This window comes from Sphingomonas sp. 179-I 2A4 NHS (genome assembly GCF_045369135.1).
GTDB lineage: Bacteria > Pseudomonadota > Alphaproteobacteria > Sphingomonadales > Sphingomonadaceae > Sphingomonas.
In genome coordinates, this window is the sequence record NZ_JBIQFL010000004.1 from 122,692 (window position 1) to 142,507 (window position 19,816).

The 19,816-nt window shown below is 69.1% G+C and carries 23 protein-coding genes and 1 pseudogene; 18 read left to right on the plus strand and 6 right to left on the minus strand.

The genetic code is table 11. From position 1 onward, the window contains the following. The first annotated feature begins 9 nt into the window (after nucleotides 1-9). The 5 genes and pseudogenes from ACH0CP_RS09220 to ACH0CP_RS09240 all read left to right on the plus strand — a co-directional run bounded on the left by ACH0CP_RS09220 (nucleotide 10) and on the right by ACH0CP_RS09240 (nucleotide 5,810). On the plus strand, nucleotides 10-1,437 hold the full coding sequence (locus ACH0CP_RS09220; RefSeq protein WP_406875656.1) for an efflux transporter outer membrane subunit: 1,428 nt from the start codon (nucleotides 10-12) through the stop codon (nucleotides 1,435-1,437). An 86-nt stretch (nucleotides 1,438-1,523) separates the two neighbouring features. Further along, on the plus strand, nucleotides 1,524-1,955 hold the full coding sequence (locus tag ACH0CP_RS09225; RefSeq protein ID WP_294442486.1) for a MarR family winged helix-turn-helix transcriptional regulator: 432 nt from the start codon (nucleotides 1,524-1,526) through the stop codon (nucleotides 1,953-1,955). 61 nt (nucleotides 1,956-2,016) lie between these two features. Beyond that, complete coding sequence (locus ACH0CP_RS09230) at nucleotides 2,017-2,517, plus strand: 2Fe-2S iron-sulfur cluster-binding protein (protein WP_294442485.1); 501 nt, start codon at nucleotides 2,017-2,019, stop codon at nucleotides 2,515-2,517. After that, a pseudogene (locus ACH0CP_RS09235) lies at nucleotides 2,514-3,501 on the plus strand (FAD binding domain-containing protein). The gene ACH0CP_RS09230 and the pseudogene ACH0CP_RS09235 overlap by 4 nt, the downstream one beginning before the upstream one ends. Continuing rightward, nucleotides 3,498-5,810: a xanthine dehydrogenase family protein molybdopterin-binding subunit gene (locus tag ACH0CP_RS09240; RefSeq protein WP_294442483.1), complete on the plus strand. Its 2,313-nt coding sequence runs from the start codon at nucleotides 3,498-3,500 to the stop codon at nucleotides 5,808-5,810. The pseudogene ACH0CP_RS09235 and the gene ACH0CP_RS09240 overlap by 4 nt, the downstream one beginning before the upstream one ends. 15 nt (nucleotides 5,811-5,825) lie before the next feature. Here the strand turns inward: ACH0CP_RS09240 and ACH0CP_RS09245 are convergent, their stop codons facing one another. After that, nucleotides 5,826-6,209 (minus strand): helix-turn-helix domain-containing protein, encoded by a 384-nt coding sequence (locus ACH0CP_RS09245; protein ID WP_294442482.1) that lies wholly within the window; start codon nucleotides 6,207-6,209, stop codon nucleotides 5,826-5,828. 102 nt (nucleotides 6,210-6,311) lie between these two features. Between ACH0CP_RS09245 and ACH0CP_RS09250 the strand changes: the two genes are divergently transcribed. From ACH0CP_RS09250 to ACH0CP_RS09280, 7 genes are all read left to right on the plus strand, one after another. Next, nucleotides 6,312-7,046 carry an SDR family NAD(P)-dependent oxidoreductase gene (locus tag ACH0CP_RS09250; RefSeq protein WP_294442481.1) on the plus strand — a complete coding sequence of 245 codons (735 nt, stop codon included), beginning with the start codon at nucleotides 6,312-6,314 and terminating at the stop codon, nucleotides 7,044-7,046. Between the two features lie 44 nt (nucleotides 7,047-7,090). Continuing rightward, nucleotides 7,091-7,492 (plus strand): GFA family protein, encoded by a 402-nt coding sequence (locus ACH0CP_RS09255; RefSeq protein ID WP_294442480.1) that lies wholly within the window; start codon nucleotides 7,091-7,093, stop codon nucleotides 7,490-7,492. A 53-nt stretch (nucleotides 7,493-7,545) separates the two neighbouring features. Continuing rightward, nucleotides 7,546-7,926, plus strand: a complete 381-nt coding sequence (locus ACH0CP_RS09260; protein WP_294442479.1) for a hypothetical protein — start codon at nucleotides 7,546-7,548, stop codon at nucleotides 7,924-7,926. A 5-nt stretch (nucleotides 7,927-7,931) separates the two neighbouring features. Beyond that, nucleotides 7,932-8,423, plus strand: coding sequence for a hypothetical protein (locus ACH0CP_RS09265; RefSeq protein WP_294442478.1), 492 nt, complete (start codon nucleotides 7,932-7,934; stop codon nucleotides 8,421-8,423). After that, on the plus strand, nucleotides 8,420-9,157 hold the full coding sequence (locus ACH0CP_RS09270; protein WP_294442477.1) for a DUF72 domain-containing protein: 738 nt from the start codon (nucleotides 8,420-8,422) through the stop codon (nucleotides 9,155-9,157). Before ACH0CP_RS09265 ends, ACH0CP_RS09270 begins: the two co-directional genes overlap by 4 nt. A 127-nt stretch (nucleotides 9,158-9,284) precedes the next feature. Next, the gene (locus tag ACH0CP_RS09275; RefSeq protein ID WP_294442476.1) at nucleotides 9,285-9,626 is read left to right on the plus strand and encodes a DUF6481 family protein; all 342 of its coding nucleotides are present in this window, start codon (nucleotides 9,285-9,287) and stop codon (nucleotides 9,624-9,626) included. Continuing rightward, complete coding sequence (locus ACH0CP_RS09280) at nucleotides 9,623-10,291, plus strand: spermidine synthase (protein ID WP_294442475.1); 669 nt, start codon at nucleotides 9,623-9,625, stop codon at nucleotides 10,289-10,291. Before ACH0CP_RS09275 ends, ACH0CP_RS09280 begins: the two co-directional genes overlap by 4 nt. A 43-nt stretch (nucleotides 10,292-10,334) precedes the next feature. Here the strand turns inward: ACH0CP_RS09280 and grpE are convergent, their stop codons facing one another. Together grpE and hrcA are read right to left on the minus strand one after the other, a co-directional pair. Continuing rightward, a complete protein-coding gene (gene grpE, locus ACH0CP_RS09285; RefSeq protein ID WP_294442474.1) occupies nucleotides 10,335-10,892 on the minus strand; it encodes a nucleotide exchange factor GrpE in 558 nt (185 codons plus the stop codon). Between the two features lie 23 nt (nucleotides 10,893-10,915). Further along, nucleotides 10,916-11,959 (minus strand): heat-inducible transcriptional repressor HrcA, encoded by a 1,044-nt coding sequence (gene hrcA, locus ACH0CP_RS09290; RefSeq protein WP_294442473.1) that lies wholly within the window; start codon nucleotides 11,957-11,959, stop codon nucleotides 10,916-10,918. 162 nt (nucleotides 11,960-12,121) lie between these two features. On the opposite strand from hrcA, the gene rph reads away from it, so the two are divergent. Further along, entirely contained in the window at nucleotides 12,122-12,838 is a 717-nt protein-coding gene (gene rph, locus ACH0CP_RS09295; protein WP_294442472.1) for a ribonuclease PH, read from the plus strand. Then, nucleotides 12,835-13,461, plus strand: a complete 627-nt coding sequence (gene rdgB / locus ACH0CP_RS09300) for an RdgB/HAM1 family non-canonical purine NTP pyrophosphatase (RefSeq protein WP_294442471.1) — start codon at nucleotides 12,835-12,837, stop codon at nucleotides 13,459-13,461. Before rph ends, rdgB begins: the two co-directional genes overlap by 4 nt. Before the next feature lie 454 nt (nucleotides 13,462-13,915). Here the strand turns inward: rdgB and ACH0CP_RS09305 are convergent, their stop codons facing one another. Continuing rightward, a complete protein-coding gene (locus tag ACH0CP_RS09305; RefSeq protein WP_365927622.1) occupies nucleotides 13,916-14,485 on the minus strand; it encodes a CAP domain-containing protein in 570 nt (189 codons plus the stop codon). Between the two features lie 21 nt (nucleotides 14,486-14,506). Here ACH0CP_RS09305 and hemW point away from each other — a divergent pair, with 21 nt between their 5' ends. Further along, on the plus strand, nucleotides 14,507-15,661 hold the full coding sequence (gene hemW / locus ACH0CP_RS09310) for a radical SAM family heme chaperone HemW (RefSeq protein WP_294442507.1): 1,155 nt from the start codon (nucleotides 14,507-14,509) through the stop codon (nucleotides 15,659-15,661). A gap of 25 nt (nucleotides 15,662-15,686) precedes the next feature. On the opposite strand, the gene ACH0CP_RS09315 is transcribed toward hemW, so the two are convergent. Then, nucleotides 15,687-15,854 carry a hypothetical protein gene (locus ACH0CP_RS09315; RefSeq protein WP_294442468.1) on the minus strand — a complete coding sequence of 56 codons (168 nt, stop codon included), beginning with the start codon at nucleotides 15,852-15,854 and terminating at the stop codon, nucleotides 15,687-15,689. A gap of 54 nt (nucleotides 15,855-15,908) precedes the next feature. Beyond that, nucleotides 15,909-16,775, minus strand: coding sequence for a LysR family transcriptional regulator (locus tag ACH0CP_RS09320; protein ID WP_294442467.1), 867 nt, complete (start codon nucleotides 16,773-16,775; stop codon nucleotides 15,909-15,911). A 125-nt stretch (nucleotides 16,776-16,900) separates the two neighbouring features. Here ACH0CP_RS09320 and ACH0CP_RS09325 point away from each other — a divergent pair, with 125 nt between their 5' ends. The 3 genes from ACH0CP_RS09325 to purU are packed head-to-tail and all read left to right on the plus strand — an operon-like array spanning nucleotide 16,901 to nucleotide 19,810. Continuing rightward, nucleotides 16,901-18,442, plus strand: coding sequence for a CoA-acylating methylmalonate-semialdehyde dehydrogenase (locus ACH0CP_RS09325; protein ID WP_294442466.1), 1,542 nt, complete (start codon nucleotides 16,901-16,903; stop codon nucleotides 18,440-18,442). An 8-nt stretch (nucleotides 18,443-18,450) separates the two neighbouring features. Next, nucleotides 18,451-18,936, plus strand: coding sequence for a hypothetical protein (locus ACH0CP_RS09330; RefSeq protein ID WP_294442465.1), 486 nt, complete (start codon nucleotides 18,451-18,453; stop codon nucleotides 18,934-18,936). A gap of 7 nt (nucleotides 18,937-18,943) precedes the next feature. Continuing rightward, nucleotides 18,944-19,810, plus strand: coding sequence for a formyltetrahydrofolate deformylase (purU, locus tag ACH0CP_RS09335; RefSeq protein ID WP_294442506.1), 867 nt, complete (start codon nucleotides 18,944-18,946; stop codon nucleotides 19,808-19,810). Nucleotides 19,811-19,816: the final 6 nt, after the last annotated feature.

Consider the following 19,816-nt stretch of genomic DNA (forward strand, 5'->3'; position numbering starts at 1 on the left):
AGCGAAACGATGCTCATGCACTTCACCAAGTTGATGGTGGCCGCGTCCGCGCTGACGCTGGCGGCCTGCGGGACGGGGCCGGATTATGCCCGGCCCGCCACGCCGGCCACGGCGGCCGCGCCATTCGTATCGACCAGCCCGGCGGTCTCGACCGCCGCGCCGGCCGAGGATTGGTGGCGGCTGCACCAGGATCCGGTGCTCGACGGGCTGATTACCGACGCGCTGGCGGCGAACACTGACGTTCGTGTCGCGGTCGCGCGGCTCGCCCGGGCACGCGCAGCGCTGCGCGAGGTCCGTAACGATCGCCTGCCGCAGGCCAATGTCGGCGCCGGCGCCACCTACAATCGCTTCTCCCAGGTGCAGCGCGCGCCCGGGATCGGCAGCGAAAGCTGGCTGATCGATGGCGGGCTCGACATCTCCTATGAGGTGGACCTGTTCGGCCGCGTCAGCCGCAACGTGGAGGCGGCGCGCGGCGACGTCGGCGCGGCCGAGGCGGATGCCGACGCGGTGCGCGTATCCGTCGTCGCGGAGACGACGCGCGCCTATGCCGATGCGGCATCGGCGGCCGAGCGGCTGGCCGTGGCGGAGCGAATCGTCGCCTTGCTCGACCAGTCTCTGCGCGTCACCGAGCGGCGCGTCGAGGTGGGCATGACGACGCCGCTCGACGCGACGCGCATTGCCGCGCTGCGCGACCAGCGGCGCGCCGACGTGCCGACGATCGCGGCCGAGCGGCAGGCGGCGCTGTTCCGGCTGGCAACGCTGACCGGGCGCACGCCGCAGGAGCTGCCGCCGATCGCGGCGCAGCGCGACCGGATGCTTCGGCTCGACCAGCCAATCCCGGTCGGCGACGGGGCGGGGCTGCTCGCCCGCCGGCCCGATGTGCGCGCGGCCGAGCGACGGCTCGCCGCGGCCACCGCGCGCATCGGTGTGGCGACCGCCGATCTCTATCCGCGCATCACGCTGGGCGGATCGATTGGGCAGACCAGCACGGGGCTTGGCAATCTGTTCGGCGGCGGGCCGCTCAACTGGCTGATCGGGCCGCTGCTGAACTGGAACCTCAATCAGGGCCGCGCCCGCGCCCGCATCGCCGGGGCGGAAGCGGATACGCAGGCCGCGCTCGCCACGTTCGACGGAACGGTGCTGACCGCTCTGGAAGAAACGGAGACGGCGCTCTCCAATTACAAGCAGGCGATCGAGCGGCGCGCGGCGCTGGGCCAAGCGCGCGAGGCGGCGGAGCGGGCGGCGCGGATCACCCGCGCGCAGCGGCGCGAGGGGCAGATCGACAGCCTGTCGCAGCTCGATACCGAACGCACCTTTGCCGATGCGGAAGCCGCGCTCGCACTGGCGGATGCGCAGATCGCGCGCGCGCAGATCGACGTCTTCCGCGCGCTTGGTGGCGGATGGCAACAGACGGGGGTCGCAGCGCCCGGCGGCTGAGCCGAATGCAGCGGATCGGCGCGGCATGATGCGATCTGCTGCGATGCGACTCGCAAAATCGCATCTGGTGCGTTTAAGCGGTCGCCATGACGATGCCGACCGACGAGGAACTAGCCGCGCTTGGCGCTGCGTTCGACCTGTTCGCGCGCCGCTACAAGCTGGCGGAAGCGCTCGGGCCGGAAAAGCCGCTGAATGAACTCGACAAGCAGATCCTGTCCTATATCGCGAAGAACGACGGCTGCGGGCCGACCGACATCGCGCGGTACCTGGGGGTGGCGAACACCACCGTTTCCTCCGCCACCGACCGGCTGGTGAAGCGCGAGCTTCTGCGCCGGCAGCGGCCGGAGGCGGACCGGCGCGCGGTGGCGCTTCACCTGACCCCCGCCGGGGAGGGCAGGGTCGCCGCGCTTCAGGCGATGTATGGCGAGCTTCATCGCCGCATGCTCGCGCCGCTCGACGCGGAGGAGCGGCGGCAGATGATCGCGATGATGGCCAAGGTCGCAAACGACGACGCTTGAATAGTACGAAGTTCGTGATACCTTTCTGACGGCGCGCCATTCGCGTCGCCAGGAGAGGTTCATGGCAATCACGATCAACGGCACCCCGGTCGATCCGCCGGCGGATGCGCGTGTCTCCCTGCTCGATCTCATGCGCGAGCGGTTGCACCTCACCGGCACCAAGGTGGGCTGCAACCAGGGCGCATGCGGCGCCTGCACGGTGCTGATCGACGGCCAGCGGGTGCTCTCATGCCTGACACTGGCGGTGCAGGCGGATGGCCGCGCCGTCACGACGATCGAGGGGCTCGGCGCGGACGGGCTCCACCCGCTGCAGCAGGCGTTCCTCGAGCATGACGGCTTCCAGTGCGGCTATTGCACGCCGGGCCAGATCTGCGCGGCAAGCGCGATGCTGGAGGAAGTTGCCGCCGGCATGCCGAGCTATGTGACGCGCGACCTCGCCGCGCCGGCGCGGCTGACGCGCGAGGAAGTGCGCGAGCGGATGAGCGGCAACCTGTGCCGTTGCGGCGCGCATAACGGCATCATCGACGCGATCATGGCGGTGGCCGAGGAGCAGGCGGCATGACCCCGGTGCAGTATCGGCGCGCCGAAAGCGCAAGCGATGCGATCCGGCTGGCGGGCACCGCCGGGCATCGGCTGCTGGGCGGTGGGACCAACCTGGTCGATTTGATGCGCAAGGGCGTCGAGCGGCCGGATACGCTGGTCGACGTGACTGGCCTCCCCGGCGCGATCGAGGAAGCGGCCGACGGCAGCATCGTGATCGGCGCCGGCGCGCGCAACAGCGCGATCGCCGCCCCACCCGCTGATCCGCAGCCGCTATCCGATGCTCTCGCGCGCGATCCTGGCCGGCGCGTCGGCGCAGATCCGCAACATGGCGACCGCGGGCGGCAACCTGTTGCAGCGGACGCGCTGCGTCTATTTTGCCGATGCGGCGGGATCGCGCTGCAACAAGCGCGCGCCCGGCAGCGGGTGCGACGCGATCGGCGGCTTCACCCGCTATCATGCGATCCTCGGGGCCTCGCCCGCGTGCATCGCGACGCACCCGTCGGACATGGCGGTGGCGCTCGCCGCGCTCGACGCGCGGGCGCATGTCGCCGGCGCGGACGGTGCGCGCGCGCTGCCGCTGACCGACTTCCACCGCCCGCCGGGTGACCGGCCCGATATCGAGACCGAACTGGCGTCGAACGAAGTGATCGTCGCGATCGAGCTGCCGCCATCGCGCCTCGCGACGCGATCCGACTATCGCAAGGTGCGCGATCGGGCCTCCTACGCCTTTGCGCTGGTCTCGGTCGCCGCGGGGCTGGTGATCGAGGACGGGCGGATAGCGGAGGCGCGGATCGCGCTGGGCGGCGTCGCGCACCGGCCGTGGCGGGCGTGGCGCGCGGAGGCCGCGCTGCAGGGCGAGGCGCCAACCGAAGCGGCGTTCATTGCGGCGGCCGAAGCGGAACTCGCCGCGGCCGAGCCGCAGCCGGGCAATATGTTCAAGGTGACGCTAGCGAAGCGCACGCTCGCCGCGGTTCTTTCCGGGCTTTGCGAGGATCAGGCATGAGCAGGGTACAGAATGTCCTCGTAGGCACGGTGCGCAGCGCACTCGGCTGGGTGCCCGCACAATGGCTGCCCGGTGGCACACCCGATCCGCTGATCGGTCGTCGCGGCGAAGTAGGCCGCCAGGCCGCGCGGCTGGACGGTGACGTGAAGGTGCGGGGGCAGGCGCGCTTCTCCGCCGAAGTGCCGTTGGACAACCTCTGCTACGCCGCGCTCGTCCACGGCACGATCACGCGCGGGCGTATCACGCGGCTCGACACGGCAAAGGCTGAAAGCGCGGGGGGCGTGCTGCTGGTCCTCACCCACCATAATATGCCGCGCATGTCCGGCCCCTCGCTGATCGCGATCACCGATCCGACCGCGGTGGGCAACAGCAGCCTGCCGATCCTTCAGGACGATCACGTGCATTACAACGGCCAGGTCGTCGCCGCCGTCGTCGCGGAGACGCAGGAGCAGGCCGATCATGCCGCATCGCTGATCGCGATCGACTATGCTGCCGAGCCCGCCGAGACCCGCTTCGAGGAAGCGAAGTCCGGCGCGCGCATCATCCCGTCGCTACTGATGGAGCGCAATCACCTGTCGCTCGGCAAGGCGGAGCGGGAACTCACCCAATCGCCGCACAAGGTCGACAATCTCTATCGCACGCAATGGCAGAACCATAATGCGATCGAGCTCCACGCGCTGACCGTCGCGTGGGAGGGCGAGACGCTGACCGTGCACGACACGACGCAGATGATCGCCGCGGAAGCCGCGACGCTCGCCAAGCTGTTCGGGCTGAAGCGCGAGGATGTGCGCGTGCTCTCGCCCTTCGTCGGCGGCGGCTTCGGCGGCAAGGGCTTCTGGGATCATCAGGTGGTTGCCGTGGCCGCGGCGCGCATGGTCGGCCGCCCGCTGCGGCTGCAGCTCAGCCGCGAGGGCGTCTATCGCATCGTCGGCGGGCGAAGCGCGACCGAGCAGCGCGTGGCGATCGGTGCCGACCAAGAGGGCCGGTTCACCGCGCTGATCCACAACGGCTATTCGGTGATGCCGCCCTATGGCGCCTGCCCGGAAGCCTATACGCTCGGCACGCGATCGGCCTATCGCGCCAAGAGCTTCGAGATCCTGCAGCGGCACCTCGACATGGCGGTGGTGCCCAACACCTTCATGCGCGCGCCGGGCGAGGCGATCGGCACCTTTGCGCTGGAAAGCGCGGTCGACGAACTGGCGCATGATCTGGGGATCGACCCGATCGAGCTTCGCCTGCGCAACCTGCCGGACAAGCACCCGATCACCGGCGCACCTTTCTCGCAACATGCCCCCGCCAAGTCCTGGGCTGACGGCGCGGCGCGCTTCGGGTGGGAACGGCGCTCCGCCACGCCGGGCGCCCGGCGCGACGGGGAATGGCGCATCGGCATGGGCTGCGGCAGCGGCAGCTTCCCTTATGTCCGCATGCCCGGCGCCGCGGTGCGCCTGACGATCCGGCGCGACGGCACCGCGACGCTCGCCTGCTCGGCGCAGGAAATGGGCATGGGCACCTCGACGGTGCTCGCGCAGCAGGTCGCCGATCGGTTGGGCATCCCCCTCGACGCCGTCGTGGTCGAAACCGGCGATTCCGACCTGCCCCCAGCGCCAATGGCGGGCGGCTCGGGCCAGAGCGTCTCGATCGCCGGCGCTTTGCTGGCCGCGTCGGAGAAGCTACCCGCCGAACTGCTGCGCCTCGCCGGCAACGACAGCCCGCTCGCGGGGCTTCGGCCCGGCGAGATCCGGCTTGGGCAGGAGGGGATGGCGAGCGCTGCCGACCCCAGCCGGCACGAAACCTTCCGCTCGATCCTCGCCCGCGCCAATCGCGACGAGGTGAGCGTCACTGCGTCGGGCACCCCGCCGCTGGAGATGATGAAGTTCGCCATGCACAGCACCGCGGCGATGTTCTGTGAGTTGCGCGTCAGCGACGTGACGGGGGAGATCAGGGTCGATCGCCTGCTCGGCTCGTTCGACTGCGGCACGATCCTCAACCCGCGCACCGCGGCCAGCCAGTTTCGCGGCGGCATGATCATGGGGCTTGGCCTGGCGCTGACCGAGGAGACGTGGCTCGATGAGCGCAGCGGCCGGATCATGAACCCGACGCTCGCCGATTATCACGTGCCCGCACACCTCGACGTGCCCGATATCGAGGTGATGTGGACCGGCATCCCCGATCCGCGATCGCCGCTGGGTGCGCGCGGGATCGGGGAGATCGGCATCACCGGCGTCGCCGCGGCGGTCGCCAATGCGGTGTTCAACGCGACGGGCAAGCGGGTGCGCGACCTGCCCATCACGCTCGACAAATTGCTGTGACGTGGGGGCGGGGCGTCAGGCAGACTGGCGCCGCTGCCACCCGTCCCGCTCCGCCATCACGCGGGTGACTTCGGCCATGTTCTGCGTGCCCCAGGCGCACAGCGGCTCCAGCGCCTGCGCCAGGCTGCGGCCAAGCGGCGTCAGCGCATAATCCACGCGGGGCGGCACTTCCTTGTAATCGGTGCGCAGGAGGACGCCGTCCGCCTCCAGCTCCTTCAGCTGCTGGATCAGCACCTTGTCGCTGACGCCCTTCACGGCGCGTTTCAGCTCGCCGTAGCGGTTGGGGCCCTGCAGCAGAAAATAGAGGATCAGCGGCTTCCACTTGCCCGCGATCACCCGAAGGGTCGCGTCCAGGCCGCAACTGAAGGTGCAGGCCTGATAGTCGGTTGGCTCGGTCATTACTTCACCCGTCTTCATTTCTTGGTTACTTACCAAAAGGTGCATACTTGTCGATAGGTAGGTGCGGCGCCAGCTTCCCGCCACCTGTTGAAGGAGGCATAAATGACCAGATTGAATGGCAAGACCGCAGTGATCACCGGCGGCGGCACGGGCATCGGCTTCGCGAGCGCGCAGCGCTTCATCGAGGAGGGCGCGTTCGTCTTCATCTTCGGACGGCGCAAGGACCTGCTGGATGCGGCGGCCGAGAAGCTCGGGCCCAATGCGCGCGCCGTCGCGGGGTCGGTTGCCGATCCGGATGATCTCGACCGGCTGTTCACCGCCGTGCGCGAGGAGCGGGGCAGCCTCGACATCCTCTTTGCCAATGCCGGCACCGGCGATCTGGTGCCGCTGGGCGAGATCACGGCCGAGCAATATGATCGCACGTTCGACATCAACGTGAAGGGCACGCTGTTCACCGTGCAGAAGGGGCTGCCGCTGATGGGGCCGGGCGGCTCGATCATCCTGACCGGATCGACCGTCGGCGAGAAGGGCGGCGCTAGCTTCAGCATCTACAGCGCGAGCAAGGCCGCGGTGCGCAATTTCGCCCGCAGCTGGGCGCAGGATCTGGCCGGCACCGGCATCCGCGTGAACGTGCTGTCGCCGGGGCCGACGCGTACCGAACTCGCCCTCGAAGTGGTTGGCGCGGAAGGCATGGAAGGGCTGGGCAAGACCACGCCGCTCGGCCGTCTGGGCGATCCGAGCGAGACCGCGGCGGCGGCAGCTTTCCTCGCGTCGGGCGACAGCAGCTACATGACAGGGAGCGAGATCTTCGTCGACGGCGGCCAGGCGCAGGTCTGATCGCGCCGCTACCCAGCGCGGTGCAGGAGGCGTAAAGTCGAGTGATGACTCGGCGGACCGCCTCCTGCAGCTGCGGACAGCTTCGCGTCACGTGCGAGGGCGAGCCGGGGCGGATCTCGATCTGCCACTGCCTCGATTGCCAGCGGCGTACCGGCAGCATCTTCGGCATGCAGGCACGCTTTGCGGCGAAGCAGGTGGAGGTCGCCGGCGTCTCCACCAGCTGGACGCGGCAGGGCGACAGCGGGAGCAGCTCCACCTTCCATTCCTGTCCGCGGTGCAGCGCCACGGTGTACTGGCAGCCGGACGGCGCGCCGGAGCTCGTCTATGTGGCGGTAGGGGCGTTCGCCGATCCCACGTTCCCGCCGCCCCGCGTTTCCGTCTACGAGGAACGCCGCCATGGCTGGGCGGGGCGGATGGACGATCTGCCGATCGTGCACGAGGCGTAAGCCCAGATAGCGCCGCGGATGGAAAGATCCGCCGGGCGACGGGTTGAAGGGCCATGGGCAGACGCTGGGTGACGGGCTGGAAACTCGACGAACAGGATCGCGCCGCGCTGCTGGCGCGCTTCGTGCCGCGTTTCCGCGACGTGGTGGCCGATCACGTGACGCTGCGCACCGGCACCGACGAAGGGACGCCGCTGCCGCGCGAGACGCAGGGCGAGGTGGTTGGCGAGATCGACGACGGCGCCGGCGTGGAGGCACTGGTGGTGCGGATCGGCGGCACCACGGATCGCAGCGACGGCAGCACCTATCACATCACCTGGTCGCTCGATCGCGCCGGTGGGCGACGGCCGGTCGAGAGTAATGACGTGATCCGCCGGCTGGGCTGGCGTGCGCTGGCGGTGCCGATCCCGATCCGCCTGCGGCCGGCCAGGTTCTGACGGAGATGCAGCTCTACCTCGATTGTGATGGCGTGCTGGCCGATTTCGATCGCGCCGCGACCGCGCTGCTCGGGATGCCACCGCGCCAGTTCGAGAAGCGACACGGCCCGCCTGCCTTCTGGAAACGGCTGGCCGCGCATCCCGACTTCTACGGCTCGCTGCCGCTGATGCCCGACGCGATGATGCTCTTCGATGCGGTGCGTCACCTCGATCCGATCATCCTCACCGGGCTGCCGCGCGGCAATTGGGCGGCCCCGCAGAAGGTGCGCTGGGCCGCCGAGCACTTCCCCAGCACGCGCATCATCACCTGCCTCGCCGCGGACAAGCGCCGCCACGCCCGCGACGGTGACATACTGGTCGATGACACGCTGAAGTACCGCGATCTGTGGACCGGCGCCGGCGGGATCTTCGTCCATCATCGCGATGCGGCGAGCAGTATCGCCGAGCTCGAGGCGCTGATCCCGGAAGCGATGCGCGGGGCTGACCAGCTATCGTGACTCCGCCGCTGGCCAGGATCGGGACCGCGGGATGGTCGATCCCGCGCGATTGCGCCGATCAGCTGCCAGGCGAAGGCTCGCACCTCCACCGCTATGCGGCGCATCTCTCCGCGGCGGAGATCAACAGCAGCTTCCATCGCCCGCACCGCCGATCGACCTATGAACGGTGGGCGGCGAGCGTGCCGCCGGGCTTTCGCTTCGCGGTGAAGATGCCCCGGACGATCACGCACGATCGCCGGCTGGTCGATTGCCAAGACCTGCTGGCGCGCTTTGCCGACGAGGTGGCGGGACTGGGCGACAGACGCGGGCCGACGCTCGTTCAACTGCCGCCGAGCCTGGCTGCACCGGATGAAGGAGACGTGCGCGCCTTCTTCGCGGAGGTCACGGCGCTGCTCGGCCCGTCGATCGTGCTGGAGCCGCGCCATGCGAGCTGGTTCGGGCCTGACATGGATCGCCTGCTCGCCGCGGCAGGCGTGGCGCGCGTGGCCGCGGATCCCGCACGTCTGCCGGAGGCGGCCGAGCCGGGCGGCTGGGCCGGCCTCGCCTATTATCGGCTGCATGGATCGCCGGTGATCTACCGCTCCTCCTATGACGACGCCGCGATTGCCGCCCATGCGCGCCGGGTGGCGGTGTGCCGCGCGGCCGGCGCCGAGTGCTGGACGATCTACGACAACACCGCGTCCGGCGCGGCCATGGCGAACGCGCTGGAACTGACGTCCGCGACGATACGCTGAGACATTGCGAACCGGTGCAGGCGGCGCCTTTTCGGCGCGCACGGGTTCGTTGCAGCGCAACGGCGCGCTTTGTGCTACACGTCGGCTCAGGGTGGTCACTCCGGCCACCGTCATCAAATGGATTCTCATGGCAGGCTACAAGACACCGACGTTCAATGATCGCGCCGAGGCGGCGCGTGCGGCCAAGCAGGCCGCGATCGAGAAGTTGCGCAACAAGCCGGAGCCCGATCCGGCCATGATCGCCGCGCGTCAGGCGGCGCAGGCAGCACGGGAGGCCGCTGCAGCAGAACGCCGCGCGGCGCGCCAGCGCGAGATCGAGGAAGCCAAGGCGGCCCGTGCCGCGGCGAAGGCGGCGGAAGAGGCCGCGAAGGCCGAGGCGGCCAAGCCCAAGAAACCGCTGCTCGATGCGGCGGCACTGAAGGCCGCGCGCGATGCGCGCTATGCGGCGCGCAAGGCCCGCAAGAAGTGATCCCACGCGAAGTGGTGGGCGTGGCCGAGGTGCCGGGCGGCCCGCCGCTCCGCCTCGTCCGCCACGGCCGCGACTTCATCATCATGCTCGATCGCAACGAACTGATGAGCAGCCGGATGAGCGGCTCGGAAGTGGCGCTCGGTACGATGACGCTCGAGCGGCTTCGCGCGCCCGCGCCGCATCTCCTGATCGGCGGCTATGGCATGGGGTTCACACTCCGCGCCGTGCTGGCGAAGCTTGGGCCCGACGCGCGCGTGACGGTGGCGGAGCTGGTGCCGGGCGTGATCGAATGGGCACGCGGGCCGATGCAGGAACTCGCCGCCGGCTGCCTCGACGATCCCCGTGTCGACTTGCGGATCGCGGATGTCGGCGCGGTGATCGCCGAAGGGCGGGGCGCCTACGACGCGATCCTGCTCGATGTGGACAATGGCCCCGATGGCCTAACGCGGGAGGCGAATGACGGCCTCTATTCGGCGCGCGGTCTGGACCGGGCCTGTGCGGCGCTTCGCCCCGGCGGGGTGCTCGCGGTCTGGTCGGCAGGGGCGGATGCGGCCTTCACGCGGCGGCTGAAGCTCGCCGGCTTCGCGGTGGACGAAGTGAAGGTGCGCGCGCGGGAAAACGGCAAGGGGCCCACGCATACCATCTGGTTCGCGCGGGCCGGCTGAAACCTCTCCCCAGCCCGGCAGGCGTGGGGAGAGCACATCTCGATCAGTCAGGCTTCTTCGCCACGCCCACCAATGCTGGGCGCAGCAGGCGATCGCGGATCATCCAGCCGGACTGCATTTCCTGCACGATCGTGCCCGGCTCCGCATCGGACGGGACTTCCAGCATCGCCTGGTGACGATTGGGGTCGAGCGGCTGGCCCATCGCCTCGATGCGGGTCAGGCCGTTGCGCTGGAATACGTTGACCAGTTCGCGCCCGGTCGCCTCCAGCCCGGTGACGAGGCCCTTCAGCTTCTCGTCCTCGCGCAGCTCGGCGGGGATGGCGGCGAGCGCGCGCTCCAGATTGTCGTTCACGCTCAGCACGTCACGCGCGAACGAAGTGGCGGCATAAGCGCGCGCATCCGCGGCGTCCTTTTCGGCGCGGCGGCGCACGTTCTGGATCTCGGCCTGCGCATACAAGGTCTGCTGCTTCGCCTCGGCAAGCTGGTTTTCCAGCTCGGCCACGCGATCATGCTCGGCAACCTCGGGCGCGGTAGCGGCGGTTTCCTCGCGCAGATCCTCGCCGTTGTCGGTTCCGGGGGTGTTCGCTTCGGTATCAGTCATCGTTTCCCTGTCTTACTGGCGGCTCAACCCATCAGCCGGGCGAGCGTTGCGGCCGTGAAATCCACCATGGGCACGACGCGCGCGTAGTTCAACCGCGTGGGGCCGATCACGCCCACCACGCCGACCACCCGGCCATCGCTGCCATGAAAGGGCTTGGCGATCACCGACGAGCCGGAGAGGGCGAAAAGCTTGTTCTCCGCGCCAATGAAGATGCGTGTGGCGTCTCCCGCGCGGGCCGAATCGAGCAGCGCGGCGATCTCCTGCTTGCCGTCCAGGTCGTCGAGCAACTCGCGGATGCGATCGAGATCGGCCGTGGCGGCGTCGTCGAGCAACCGCCCCTGGCCACGCACGATCAGCACCGGGCGCCGGTCGCCATCCTCGCTCCATACGGCAAGGCCGCGCTCGATCAGCGCGCGCGCCGCCGCGTCGACCGCGGCGCGATCCTGCGCCAGCTCACGCTCGATCCGCGCGCGCGCCGCCGTCAGCGTCAGGCCGGAAAGCGTCGCGGACATGAAATTGCCCGCCTCGATCAGCGCCGAAGCGCCGACGCCGGGCGGCAGGTCGATCACGCGATTCTCCACCGCGCCGTCCTCGCTGACCAGCACCGCCAGCGCCTGGGCATGCGATAGCGGCACGAAGCCGATCGAGCGCAGCACCTGCTCGCGCTTTGGCACCATGACGAGGCCGGCGCATGCGGAAAGCCCGGATAGCGCCGCGGTGGTCGCCGCCAGCGCTTCCTCGACCGGGCCGCCGCGGCCAGCGCGCGATTCGATCGTCGCGCGTTCCTCGGCCGACGGCTCCAGCGCCTGCATCATGCCGTCGACGAAAAGCCGCAGGCCAAGCTCGGTCGGCATGCGGCCAGCGGAGGTATGCGGGGAGGCGAGGAGGCCGACGTCCTCCAGCTGCGCCAGCACGCTGCGGATCGAGGCGGGCGAGAGGTTCAGGCCGGCCTGCGCCAGCGTCTTCGATCCCACGGGTTGGCCGTTGGCGAGATAGCCGTCGACCACGCGGCGGAAGATGTCGCGCGCCCGGTCGGAAAGCTCGGTGATGGGGGGCGAGGCAGTCACGCACAAAATCTAGGGTGTTGATACTGGCGCGGCAATCTTTGAGCGGCTACGCGCCGCGCAAATCACCGCCGTTCGCCTGCGATCTGTCGCCCGGCCGCATCCCGATCATCGGGGCGGCTGGATCAGGGCGCAACCCGAACGGCCTTGCGGAGTTGCCCAATCATGCGTCCCAGCGGCCGTGCGCCAGATCAGATGCGCACCATCACCATCGAGCCCCATTTCACCCGCCATGCGGAAGGATCGGTGCTGATCGGCTTCGGCGACACCCGCGTGCTCGTCACCGCCAGCGTCGAGGAACGCGTGCCGCCGTTCCTGCGCGGCAAGGGCCAGGGCTGGGTGACGGCGGAATACGGCATGCTGCCCCGCGCGACGCACACCCGCGGCAGCCGCGAGGCGGCAAAGGGCAAGCAGTCGGGCCGCACCCAGGAGATCCAGCGCCTGATCGGCCGCAGCCTGCGCGCCGTGACGGACATGACCGCGCTTGGCGAGCGGCAGATCACGCTCGATTGCGACGTGATCCAGGCCGATGGCGGCACGCGCACGGCTGCGATCTCGGGCGCGTGGGTCGCGCTTCGCCTGGCAGTGAACAGCCTCATCGCCGACGGCAAGATCGAGAAGGATCCGATCAGCCAGAAGGTCGCCGCGGTCAGCTGCGGCATCTACCAGGGCCAGCCGGTGCTCGACCTCGACTATATCGAGGATTCGAACGCCGACGCGGACGGCAATTTCGTGCTGCTGGAAAACGGCAACATCGCCGAAGCGCAGGCGACCGCCGAGAACGCGACCTATGACGAGGAATCGCTGCTTCGCCTGCTGCGCCTGGCGCGGATCGGCTGCGCGGAAATCTTCGCGGCGCAAGCCAAGGCCGTCGGTCAGTGAGCGGCGAGGGCGACACCCCCCAGGCGCTGCGCAGGCTCCTGCCCGGCAAGCTGGTGATCGCCAGCCACAATCCGGGCAAGGTGCGCGAAATCGCCGAGCTGCTTGCCGGCCACGGGCTGGATGTCGTCTCCGCCAAGGACCTCGGTTTGCCGGAGCCGGAAGAGACCGGCACCACCTTCGTTGCCAATGCCGAACTGAAGGCGCGCGCGGCGGCGGACCTCTCCGGTTTCCCTGCGCTCGCCGACGACAGCGGCCTGTGCGTCGATGCGCTGGATGGCGATCCCGGCATCTTCTCCGCGCGCTGGGCCGGCGAGGGCAAGGATTTCGGCGAGGCGATGCGCCGCGTCCACGCGAAGGTCGCCGCGATCGAGGGCGCGTCGCGCGACGCGCATTTCGTCTGCGCGCTGGCGCTCGCCTGGCCGGACGGCCATGTCGAATGGTTCGAGGGCCGGGTCGACGGCACGCTCGTCTGGCCGCCGCGCGGCGACAAGGGCTTCGGCTATGATCCGATGTTCCTGCCCAACGGCCGCGACGAGACGTTCGGCGAGATGGATCAGGCCGTAAAGCACACCATCAGCCACCGCGCCGACGCTTTCCGCCAGCTGGTCGCGGCTATCTTCTGATCGCAGCGCATGGCCGGCTAAAAACCCCTGAGGGTGAGCGCGCGACGTCTAGAGATGGGAGGGGAGGGGAATGGCGGCGTTCGGTCCCGAATTGCGAAAAGCAGACGTTGGGCCGCCGGCAGCCATGTGTGCTACGGCTACATTCTAGCTAGTGAGCGAGGCCCGCGATGCCAGTAAAAGATCTTGTCGGCCCGCCTCCTCCTACTGCGGAAGAGAAAGCGCTCCTAATAGAGTTGCACAACCGTCTGGGTATGCCGTTACCAAGACGGCATGGATATCGTGACGAAGGCGGCCTTGAACCTGAGCCAGCGCCTTCTGGTCCGAAGCCTGCTCCAATGACAGGTGGAGCAGCAGCCGACTTGGAATGAGCTCTTTCCGTTATGGTCGTCAGCCCCTCTGACGACGATAACCGGGCGTCAGTTGAACGTCCGCTCCACGCCGACGGAGAACTCCCTCAATACGCCCGCTCGCCCACCACATTCCCCGCCGGGCTGTAGCGGCACACCAGATAGTCTTCGCCAGCATTGGAGGCGGTGGCGCAGCCGAGGCGTTGGGTGTCGCGCCACATGATCTGGGTGTAATGCGCGACGTCCTGCCAGCGGCCGGTGCGGCTGAAGGTGGGCGTCACATTGTTCACGAAATCGCGCTTCTCGGCCAGCCAGTGCCCGATCATCTCGCGGTAGCGGTACGCGTCGCGCGTGCCCGTCCACAGGTTCTCGCCTTCGCGCGTCGGGCCATGCGGCTGGGCGGCGTGGGCGAAGCGGCGGGTGCGGGCCATCTCCTGCGCATAGGCGCGGGCGGAGGCGACCAGCCGCTCATCCCACACCAGCGGCGGCAGACTGGCTTCGGCGCGGGCCTTGTTGTGCCCGGCCAGCATGGTGGTGCGCAGCAGCTCCGCCCCGCGCGGTGCCGGCGCCTCCGACGTGCGGCGTTCCACCACCCGCTGGGGCGCATCGCCCGTCCCGGGGGTGCAAGCGGCGATCAGGAGGGCAAGCGCGGCGGCGAGGTGGCGTCGGAGCGTCATTGCGACCATATCGGCGCCACCATGGTCTCCGACAATCCTCTGGCGCTGTACATCCACTGGCCGTTCTGCGTCTCCAAATGCCCTTATTGTGACTTCAACAGCCACGTGCGCGACGGGGTGGACCAGCAACGCTGGCGCGATTCGCTGCTGGCCGATCTGGCGCATGAGGCGCGGATGCTGCCGGGCAAGCGGCTCGGCTCGATCTTCTTCGGCGGTGGCACCCCCTCGCTGATGCCGCCCGCAACCGTCGCGGCGCTGCTCGAGGCGGCGGAACAGCATTGGGGGTTCGAGCCGGGGATCGAGATCACGCTGGAAGCGAACCCCTCGTCGGTGGAGGCCGCCAATTTCGCCGATCTTGCGGCGGCCGGCGTCAATCGCGTGTCGCTCGGCCTCCAGGCACTGGAGGATGAAGCGCTCGCCTTTCTCGGCCGCGCGCATGACGTGCGCGAGGGGCTGGCCGCGCTGGACGTGGCGCAGGCGGTATTCCCGCGCGTCAGCTTCGACATCATCTATGCACGCCCGGGCCAGACGCTGCCAGCCTGGGAGGCGGAGCTTGCCCGCGCGATCGGCTTCGGCACCGAGCATCTCTCGCTTTACCAGCTGACGATCGAGCCCGGCACGCGCTTCCATACCGAGGCCGCAGCCGGGCGCCTCACCATCCCCGATGGAGACGCGGCCGCCGACCTGTTCGAGGCGACCCGCGCGATGACCGCGGCGGCCGGCATCCCGGCCTATGAGATCAGCAACCATGCACGGCCCGGCGCGGAGAGCCGGCACAACCTCGCCTACTGGCGCTATTGGGAATATGCCGGCGTCGGCCCCGGCGCCCACGGGCGGCGCGGCGGCCTTGCGACGGTGCGGCGCAAGAAGCCGGAGAACTGGCTCGCCGCGGTCGATCGCAACGGCCACGGGCTGGAGCTGGAAGAGCCGCTGGCGCCAGCAACCCAGGCGTCTGAGGCATTGCTGATGGGGCTGCGACTGCGCGAGGGCGTCGATCTTGCTCGCGTTGCCAAGCTCGCCGGCGCGCGGATCGACGAGGTGATCGACGAGGGCGCCGTCGCGCGGCTTGCCGGCTTCATCCAGCGTGACGGCGACCGGCTGTGCGTCACGGAACAGGGCATGCTGCTGCTCGACGCGATCCTGCCGCAAGTGGTGCGCGATCGCGTGCCGGCCTAGCGCGCCCTGCCTGTAGCCATCCGCGCTATAGCCCCCACCAGGCGACCACCATCAGCGCCAGCGCGAGGGCGACGAAGATCAGGTGTCCGCGGCCGGGATCACGCTCGGGCGCATCGACGAACTGCGGCGGACCATCGGGATCGGGCACCCCGGGCGGCAGGTCTTCCAGCGGCGGCTCTCGCCTGTCGGTCATCGGTCACCTTCCTCGGCGCGTCATCATGGTCGTGCGCCCATCCATGGGCAACGGTCACACATTGGAGGCCGTTGCGTCGCGCAGCCAGCGGGTCACCGCCTGCACCCGCGGCGCGGCATGGCCGTCGGCATGGGTGACGAGCCAGAAGGCACGCGTCAGCACCATTTCGGGCAGCACCGGCACCAGTGCCGGGTCCTTCGTCGCGACGAAATCGGGAAGGATGCCGATCCCCGCGCCGGAGCGGACCATCGCATGCTGCACGTTGATGCTGGTCGATCGCAGCCGAGCGACCAGCCCGTCATGCACCTCGGACAGATAATCGAGCTCCGGCGCGTGGATATGCTCCGGCACGTAGCCGATCAGCACGTGCTGCTTCAGGGCCTCCGCGGTTGCCGGCGTGCCGTGCTGCGCCAGATGCGCAGGCGCGGCATAGAGCCGCAGGCGATAATCGGTGAGGCGGGTGGCGATCAGCTGCCGGTTGCGCGGACGGGCTAGCATCACCGCAATGTCAGCCTCGCGCTTCGACGGATCGAGGAAGCCCGAGGCGGTGATGAGGTCCAGCCGGATCAGCGGGTGGGCGGCCTGGAAGTCGCTTAGCCGCGGCGCCAGCACGTGCGTTGCCAGCCCCTCCGCCACGCTGAGCCGCACATGCCCGGCGACCCCGCCGCCGCGCTCGCCTTCCGAGGCGGAAAGGATGGCCGCATGGATCGTCTCGGCGTGATCGAGCAATTTCTGCCCCGCATCGCTCAGCCGCCGCTCGCCAGCGACGGATTCGAACAGGGGCTGGCCGATCGCCGCTTCCAGCCGCTGCAGCCGCCGGCCGACGGTGGTGGTGTCGATGCCGAGTGCGCGCGCGGCCGCCGCCACCCGGCCGGCATGGGCGACGGCCAGGAAGATGCGCAGGTCGTCCCAGTTCTGCATGATGCGGCGGTCCTCGCACGAATGCGCGGCGCGTGCAAAATTGCACCTCCACGCTGCGAATTCGCGCCCTTGTGTGCAGAAACACCATGAGCGTACAAGCCGCGCAACTAATCCGGAGAGTGAACATGCGCGTGATCGATCATCATATCGTCGGAACTGGCGGTGCCGGGGCGCGCACCGCGGACGTGTTCGATCCCAACACCGGGCGGGTCCAGGCACGCGTCACGCTCGGCACCCAGGCCGATCTCGATCGCGCAGTGGCAGCGGCGCAGGCGGCACAGCCGGCCTGGGCGGCGACCAATCCGCAGCGCCGCGCCCGCGTGATGTTCGCGTTCAAGGCGCTGGTCGAAGCGAACATGGATGAGCTCGCGCATCTCCTCTCGTCCGAACACGGCAAGGTCATCGCCGATTCCAAGGGTGATATTCAGCGCGGGCTCGAGGTCGTCGAATTCGCCTGCGGCATCCCGCACGTGCTGAAGGGCGAATATACCCAGGGCGCCGGCCCCGGCATTGACGTCTATTCGATGCGCCAGCCGGTTGGCATCGGTGCTGGCATCACCCCGTTCAACTTCCCCGCGATGATCCCCTTGTGGATGGGCGCGGTGGCGACGGCCTGCGGCAACGCCTTCATCCTGAAGCCGTCGGAGCGTGATCCGTCGGTGCCGGTGCGCCTCGCCGAGCTGATGCGCGAGGCGGGGATGCCCGAGGGGATCTTCCAGGTCGTCCATGGCGACAAGGAAATGGTCGACGCGATCCTGGATCACCCGGCGATCGCTGCGGTCAGCTTCGTCGGCAGCAGTGACATCGCGCATTACGTCTACAATCGCGGCGTCGCGGCCGGAAAGCGTGTCCAGGCGATGGGCGGTGCGAAGAACCACGGCATCGTCATGCCGGACGCCGATCTCGATCAGGTGGTGGCGGATCTGTCGGGCGCCGCTTTCGGTTCCGCTGGCGAGCGTTGCATGGCGCTTCCCGTCGTCGTGCCGGTCGGGGAGAAGACCGCGGTGGCGCTGCGCGAGAAGCTGCTGCCGGCGATCGAGGCGTTGCGCGTCGGCGTCTCCACCGATGCGGAGGCGCATTACGGCCCGGTCGTGAACGCCGCGCACAAGCAGCGCGTCGAGAACTGGATCCAGACCGGCGTCGACGAGGGCGCGGAACTGGTTGTCGATGGCCGCGGCTTCAAGCTACAGGGGCATGAGGAGGGCTTCTTCATCGGCCCATCGCTGTTCGACCATGTCACGCCCGACATGCAGAGCTACAAGGAAGAGATTTTCGGCCCGGTGCTGCAGATCGTCCGCGCGCCCGATTTCGAGACCGCGCTTCGCCTGCCGAGCGAGCATCAATACGGCAATGGCGTCGCGATCTTCACCCGCAACGGCCATGCCGCGCGTGAATTCGCCGCGCGCGTCAACGTCGGCATGGTGGGCATCAACGTGCCGATCCCGGTGCCGGTCGCCTATCACACCTTCGGCGGCTGGAAGCGCTCGGCGTTCGGCGACACCAACCAGCACGGCATGGAAGGCGTGAAGTTCTGGACGAAGGTGAAGACGATCACGCAGCGCTGGCCGGACGGCAGCGGCTTGTCGGGCGGCGATCTGCCGCGCGGCAGCGAGGATGGCGGGCCCAGCCGGAACCAGGACGCGTTCGTCATCCCGACGATGGGCTGATCGATCGCATGGTTCGAAAGCTGACGGTTGTCGCCGCGCTCGTCGGGGTGACGGCGTGCCGCGTGCCCGAGGAGTCGGAGGAGGTGGCGGTCATCGGCCGTGCCTTGCCCAGCAGCCCGAGCACCGCAGCAGTGATGGGCGGCGCAGGGGGGCAGCCCCTTGCGGCGCCGGCACCGGCGGCGATCGCAGAAGTGCGCCTGCCGCCAGCCTTCGTCGGGCGCTGGGGCCTCGTGCCAGCGGACTGCACCTCAAGAAAGGGCGACAACAAGGGCCTGATGACGGTCGCCCCCGATCGCCTGACCTTCTACGAATCGCGCGCCACAATCGCGCGGCTGGAGGGCGTGTCTCCGGCCGAGTTTCGCGCCACCCTGGCCTTCACCGGCGAGGGGCAGGAGTGGCGCGAGGAAACCGGCCTGGTGCTGGAGGAGGGCGGCCGCGTGCTCGTCCGCGTGGTCGATGGCGAAAGGCTTCGCTACACGCGCTGCAATGCCTGACACTTCCATGATCCCATCCGCCCTTCCCGAAACGGCCGCCGCCGAGCCGAGCTGGATTCTCACCTTCTCCTGCCACGACCGCCGCGGCATCGTCGCCGCGGTGACCGGGCGTCTGGCGGAGGCCGGCGGCTTCATCCTCGACAGCCAGCAATATGCCGATCTCGACACTGACCGCTTCTTCATGCGGCTGGTGTTCACCGGGCCCGACATGCGCGATCGCCTCAGCGACGTCGCCGATCAGTTCGGCTTCGACTGGACGTTGGTGCCCGCGGATCATCGCCCCAAGGTGGTGATCGCCTGTTCCACCACGTCGCATTGCCTGAACGATCTGCTCCACCGCTGGTCGATCGGCGCGCTGCCGATCGATCCGGTCGCCGTCGTCTCCAATCACGAGGTGCTGCGCGGCCTTGCCGAATGGCATAACGTGCCGTTCCATCATCTGCCGGTATCGGCCGCCAATCGCGCCGAGCAGGAAGCGGCGCTGCTGCGCGTGATGGAGGATAGCGGCGCGGACCTGCTGGTTCTCGCCCGCTACATGCAGGTTCTCTCGCCCGAGCTGGTCGCCGCGGTCGAGGGCCGCTGCGTCAACATCCATCACAGCTTCCTGCCGAGCTTCAAGGGCGCGAAACCCTATCACCAGGCGCATGCTCGCGGCGTGAAGCTGATCGGCGCCACCGCCCATTTCGTCACCACCGACCTCGATGAGGGGCCGATCATCGAACAGGCCGCCGAGCGCGTCGACCATCGCGCGACGGTGAACGAGCTGATCGCGATCGGCCGCGATATCGAGGCGCAGGTTCTTGCCCGCGCCGTGCGCTGGATCGCCGAGCGGCGCGTTCTGGCCAATGGTGCGCGCACCGTCGTCTTCCGTTAGGGCCCA

Coding starts and splice junctions, on each gene's coding strand:
- ACH0CP_RS09250 (WP_294442481.1), top strand. CDS start 6,312: ATGACCAGATTGAATGGCAAGACCGCAGTGATCACCGGCGGCGGCACG.
- ACH0CP_RS09225 (WP_294442486.1), top strand. CDS start 1,524: ATGACGATGCCGACCGACGAGGAACTAGCCGCGCTTGGCGCTGCGTTC.
- ACH0CP_RS09260 (WP_294442479.1), top strand. CDS start 7,546: ATGGGCAGACGCTGGGTGACGGGCTGGAAACTCGACGAACAGGATCGC.
- rph (WP_294442472.1), top strand. CDS start 12,122: ATGCGTCCCAGCGGCCGTGCGCCAGATCAGATGCGCACCATCACCATC.
- ACH0CP_RS09245 (WP_294442482.1), bottom strand. CDS start 6,209: ATGACCGAGCCAACCGACTATCAGGCCTGCACCTTCAGTTGCGGCCTG.
- purU (WP_294442506.1), top strand. CDS start 18,944: ATGATCCCATCCGCCCTTCCCGAAACGGCCGCCGCCGAGCCGAGCTGG.
- ACH0CP_RS09305 (WP_365927622.1), bottom strand. CDS start 14,485: ATGACGCTCCGACGCCACCTCGCCGCCGCGCTTGCCCTCCTGATCGCC.
- ACH0CP_RS09220 (WP_406875656.1), top strand. CDS start 10: ATGCTCATGCACTTCACCAAGTTGATGGTGGCCGCGTCCGCGCTGACG.
- hemW (WP_294442507.1), top strand. CDS start 14,507: ATGGTCTCCGACAATCCTCTGGCGCTGTACATCCACTGGCCGTTCTGC.
- ACH0CP_RS09230 (WP_294442485.1), top strand. CDS start 2,017: ATGGCAATCACGATCAACGGCACCCCGGTCGATCCGCCGGCGGATGCG.
- ACH0CP_RS09330 (WP_294442465.1), top strand. CDS start 18,451: ATGGTTCGAAAGCTGACGGTTGTCGCCGCGCTCGTCGGGGTGACGGCG.
- ACH0CP_RS09240 (WP_294442483.1), top strand. CDS start 3,498: ATGAGCAGGGTACAGAATGTCCTCGTAGGCACGGTGCGCAGCGCACTC.
- ACH0CP_RS09325 (WP_294442466.1), top strand. CDS start 16,901: ATGCGCGTGATCGATCATCATATCGTCGGAACTGGCGGTGCCGGGGCG.
- ACH0CP_RS09265 (WP_294442478.1), top strand. CDS start 7,932: ATGCAGCTCTACCTCGATTGTGATGGCGTGCTGGCCGATTTCGATCGC.
- ACH0CP_RS09255 (WP_294442480.1), top strand. CDS start 7,091: ATGACTCGGCGGACCGCCTCCTGCAGCTGCGGACAGCTTCGCGTCACG.
- ACH0CP_RS09320 (WP_294442467.1), bottom strand. CDS start 16,775: ATGCAGAACTGGGACGACCTGCGCATCTTCCTGGCCGTCGCCCATGCC.
- grpE (WP_294442474.1), bottom strand. CDS start 10,892: ATGACTGATACCGAAGCGAACACCCCCGGAACCGACAACGGCGAGGAT.
- ACH0CP_RS09275 (WP_294442476.1), top strand. CDS start 9,285: ATGGCAGGCTACAAGACACCGACGTTCAATGATCGCGCCGAGGCGGCG.
- ACH0CP_RS09315 (WP_294442468.1), bottom strand. CDS start 15,854: ATGACCGACAGGCGAGAGCCGCCGCTGGAAGACCTGCCGCCCGGGGTG.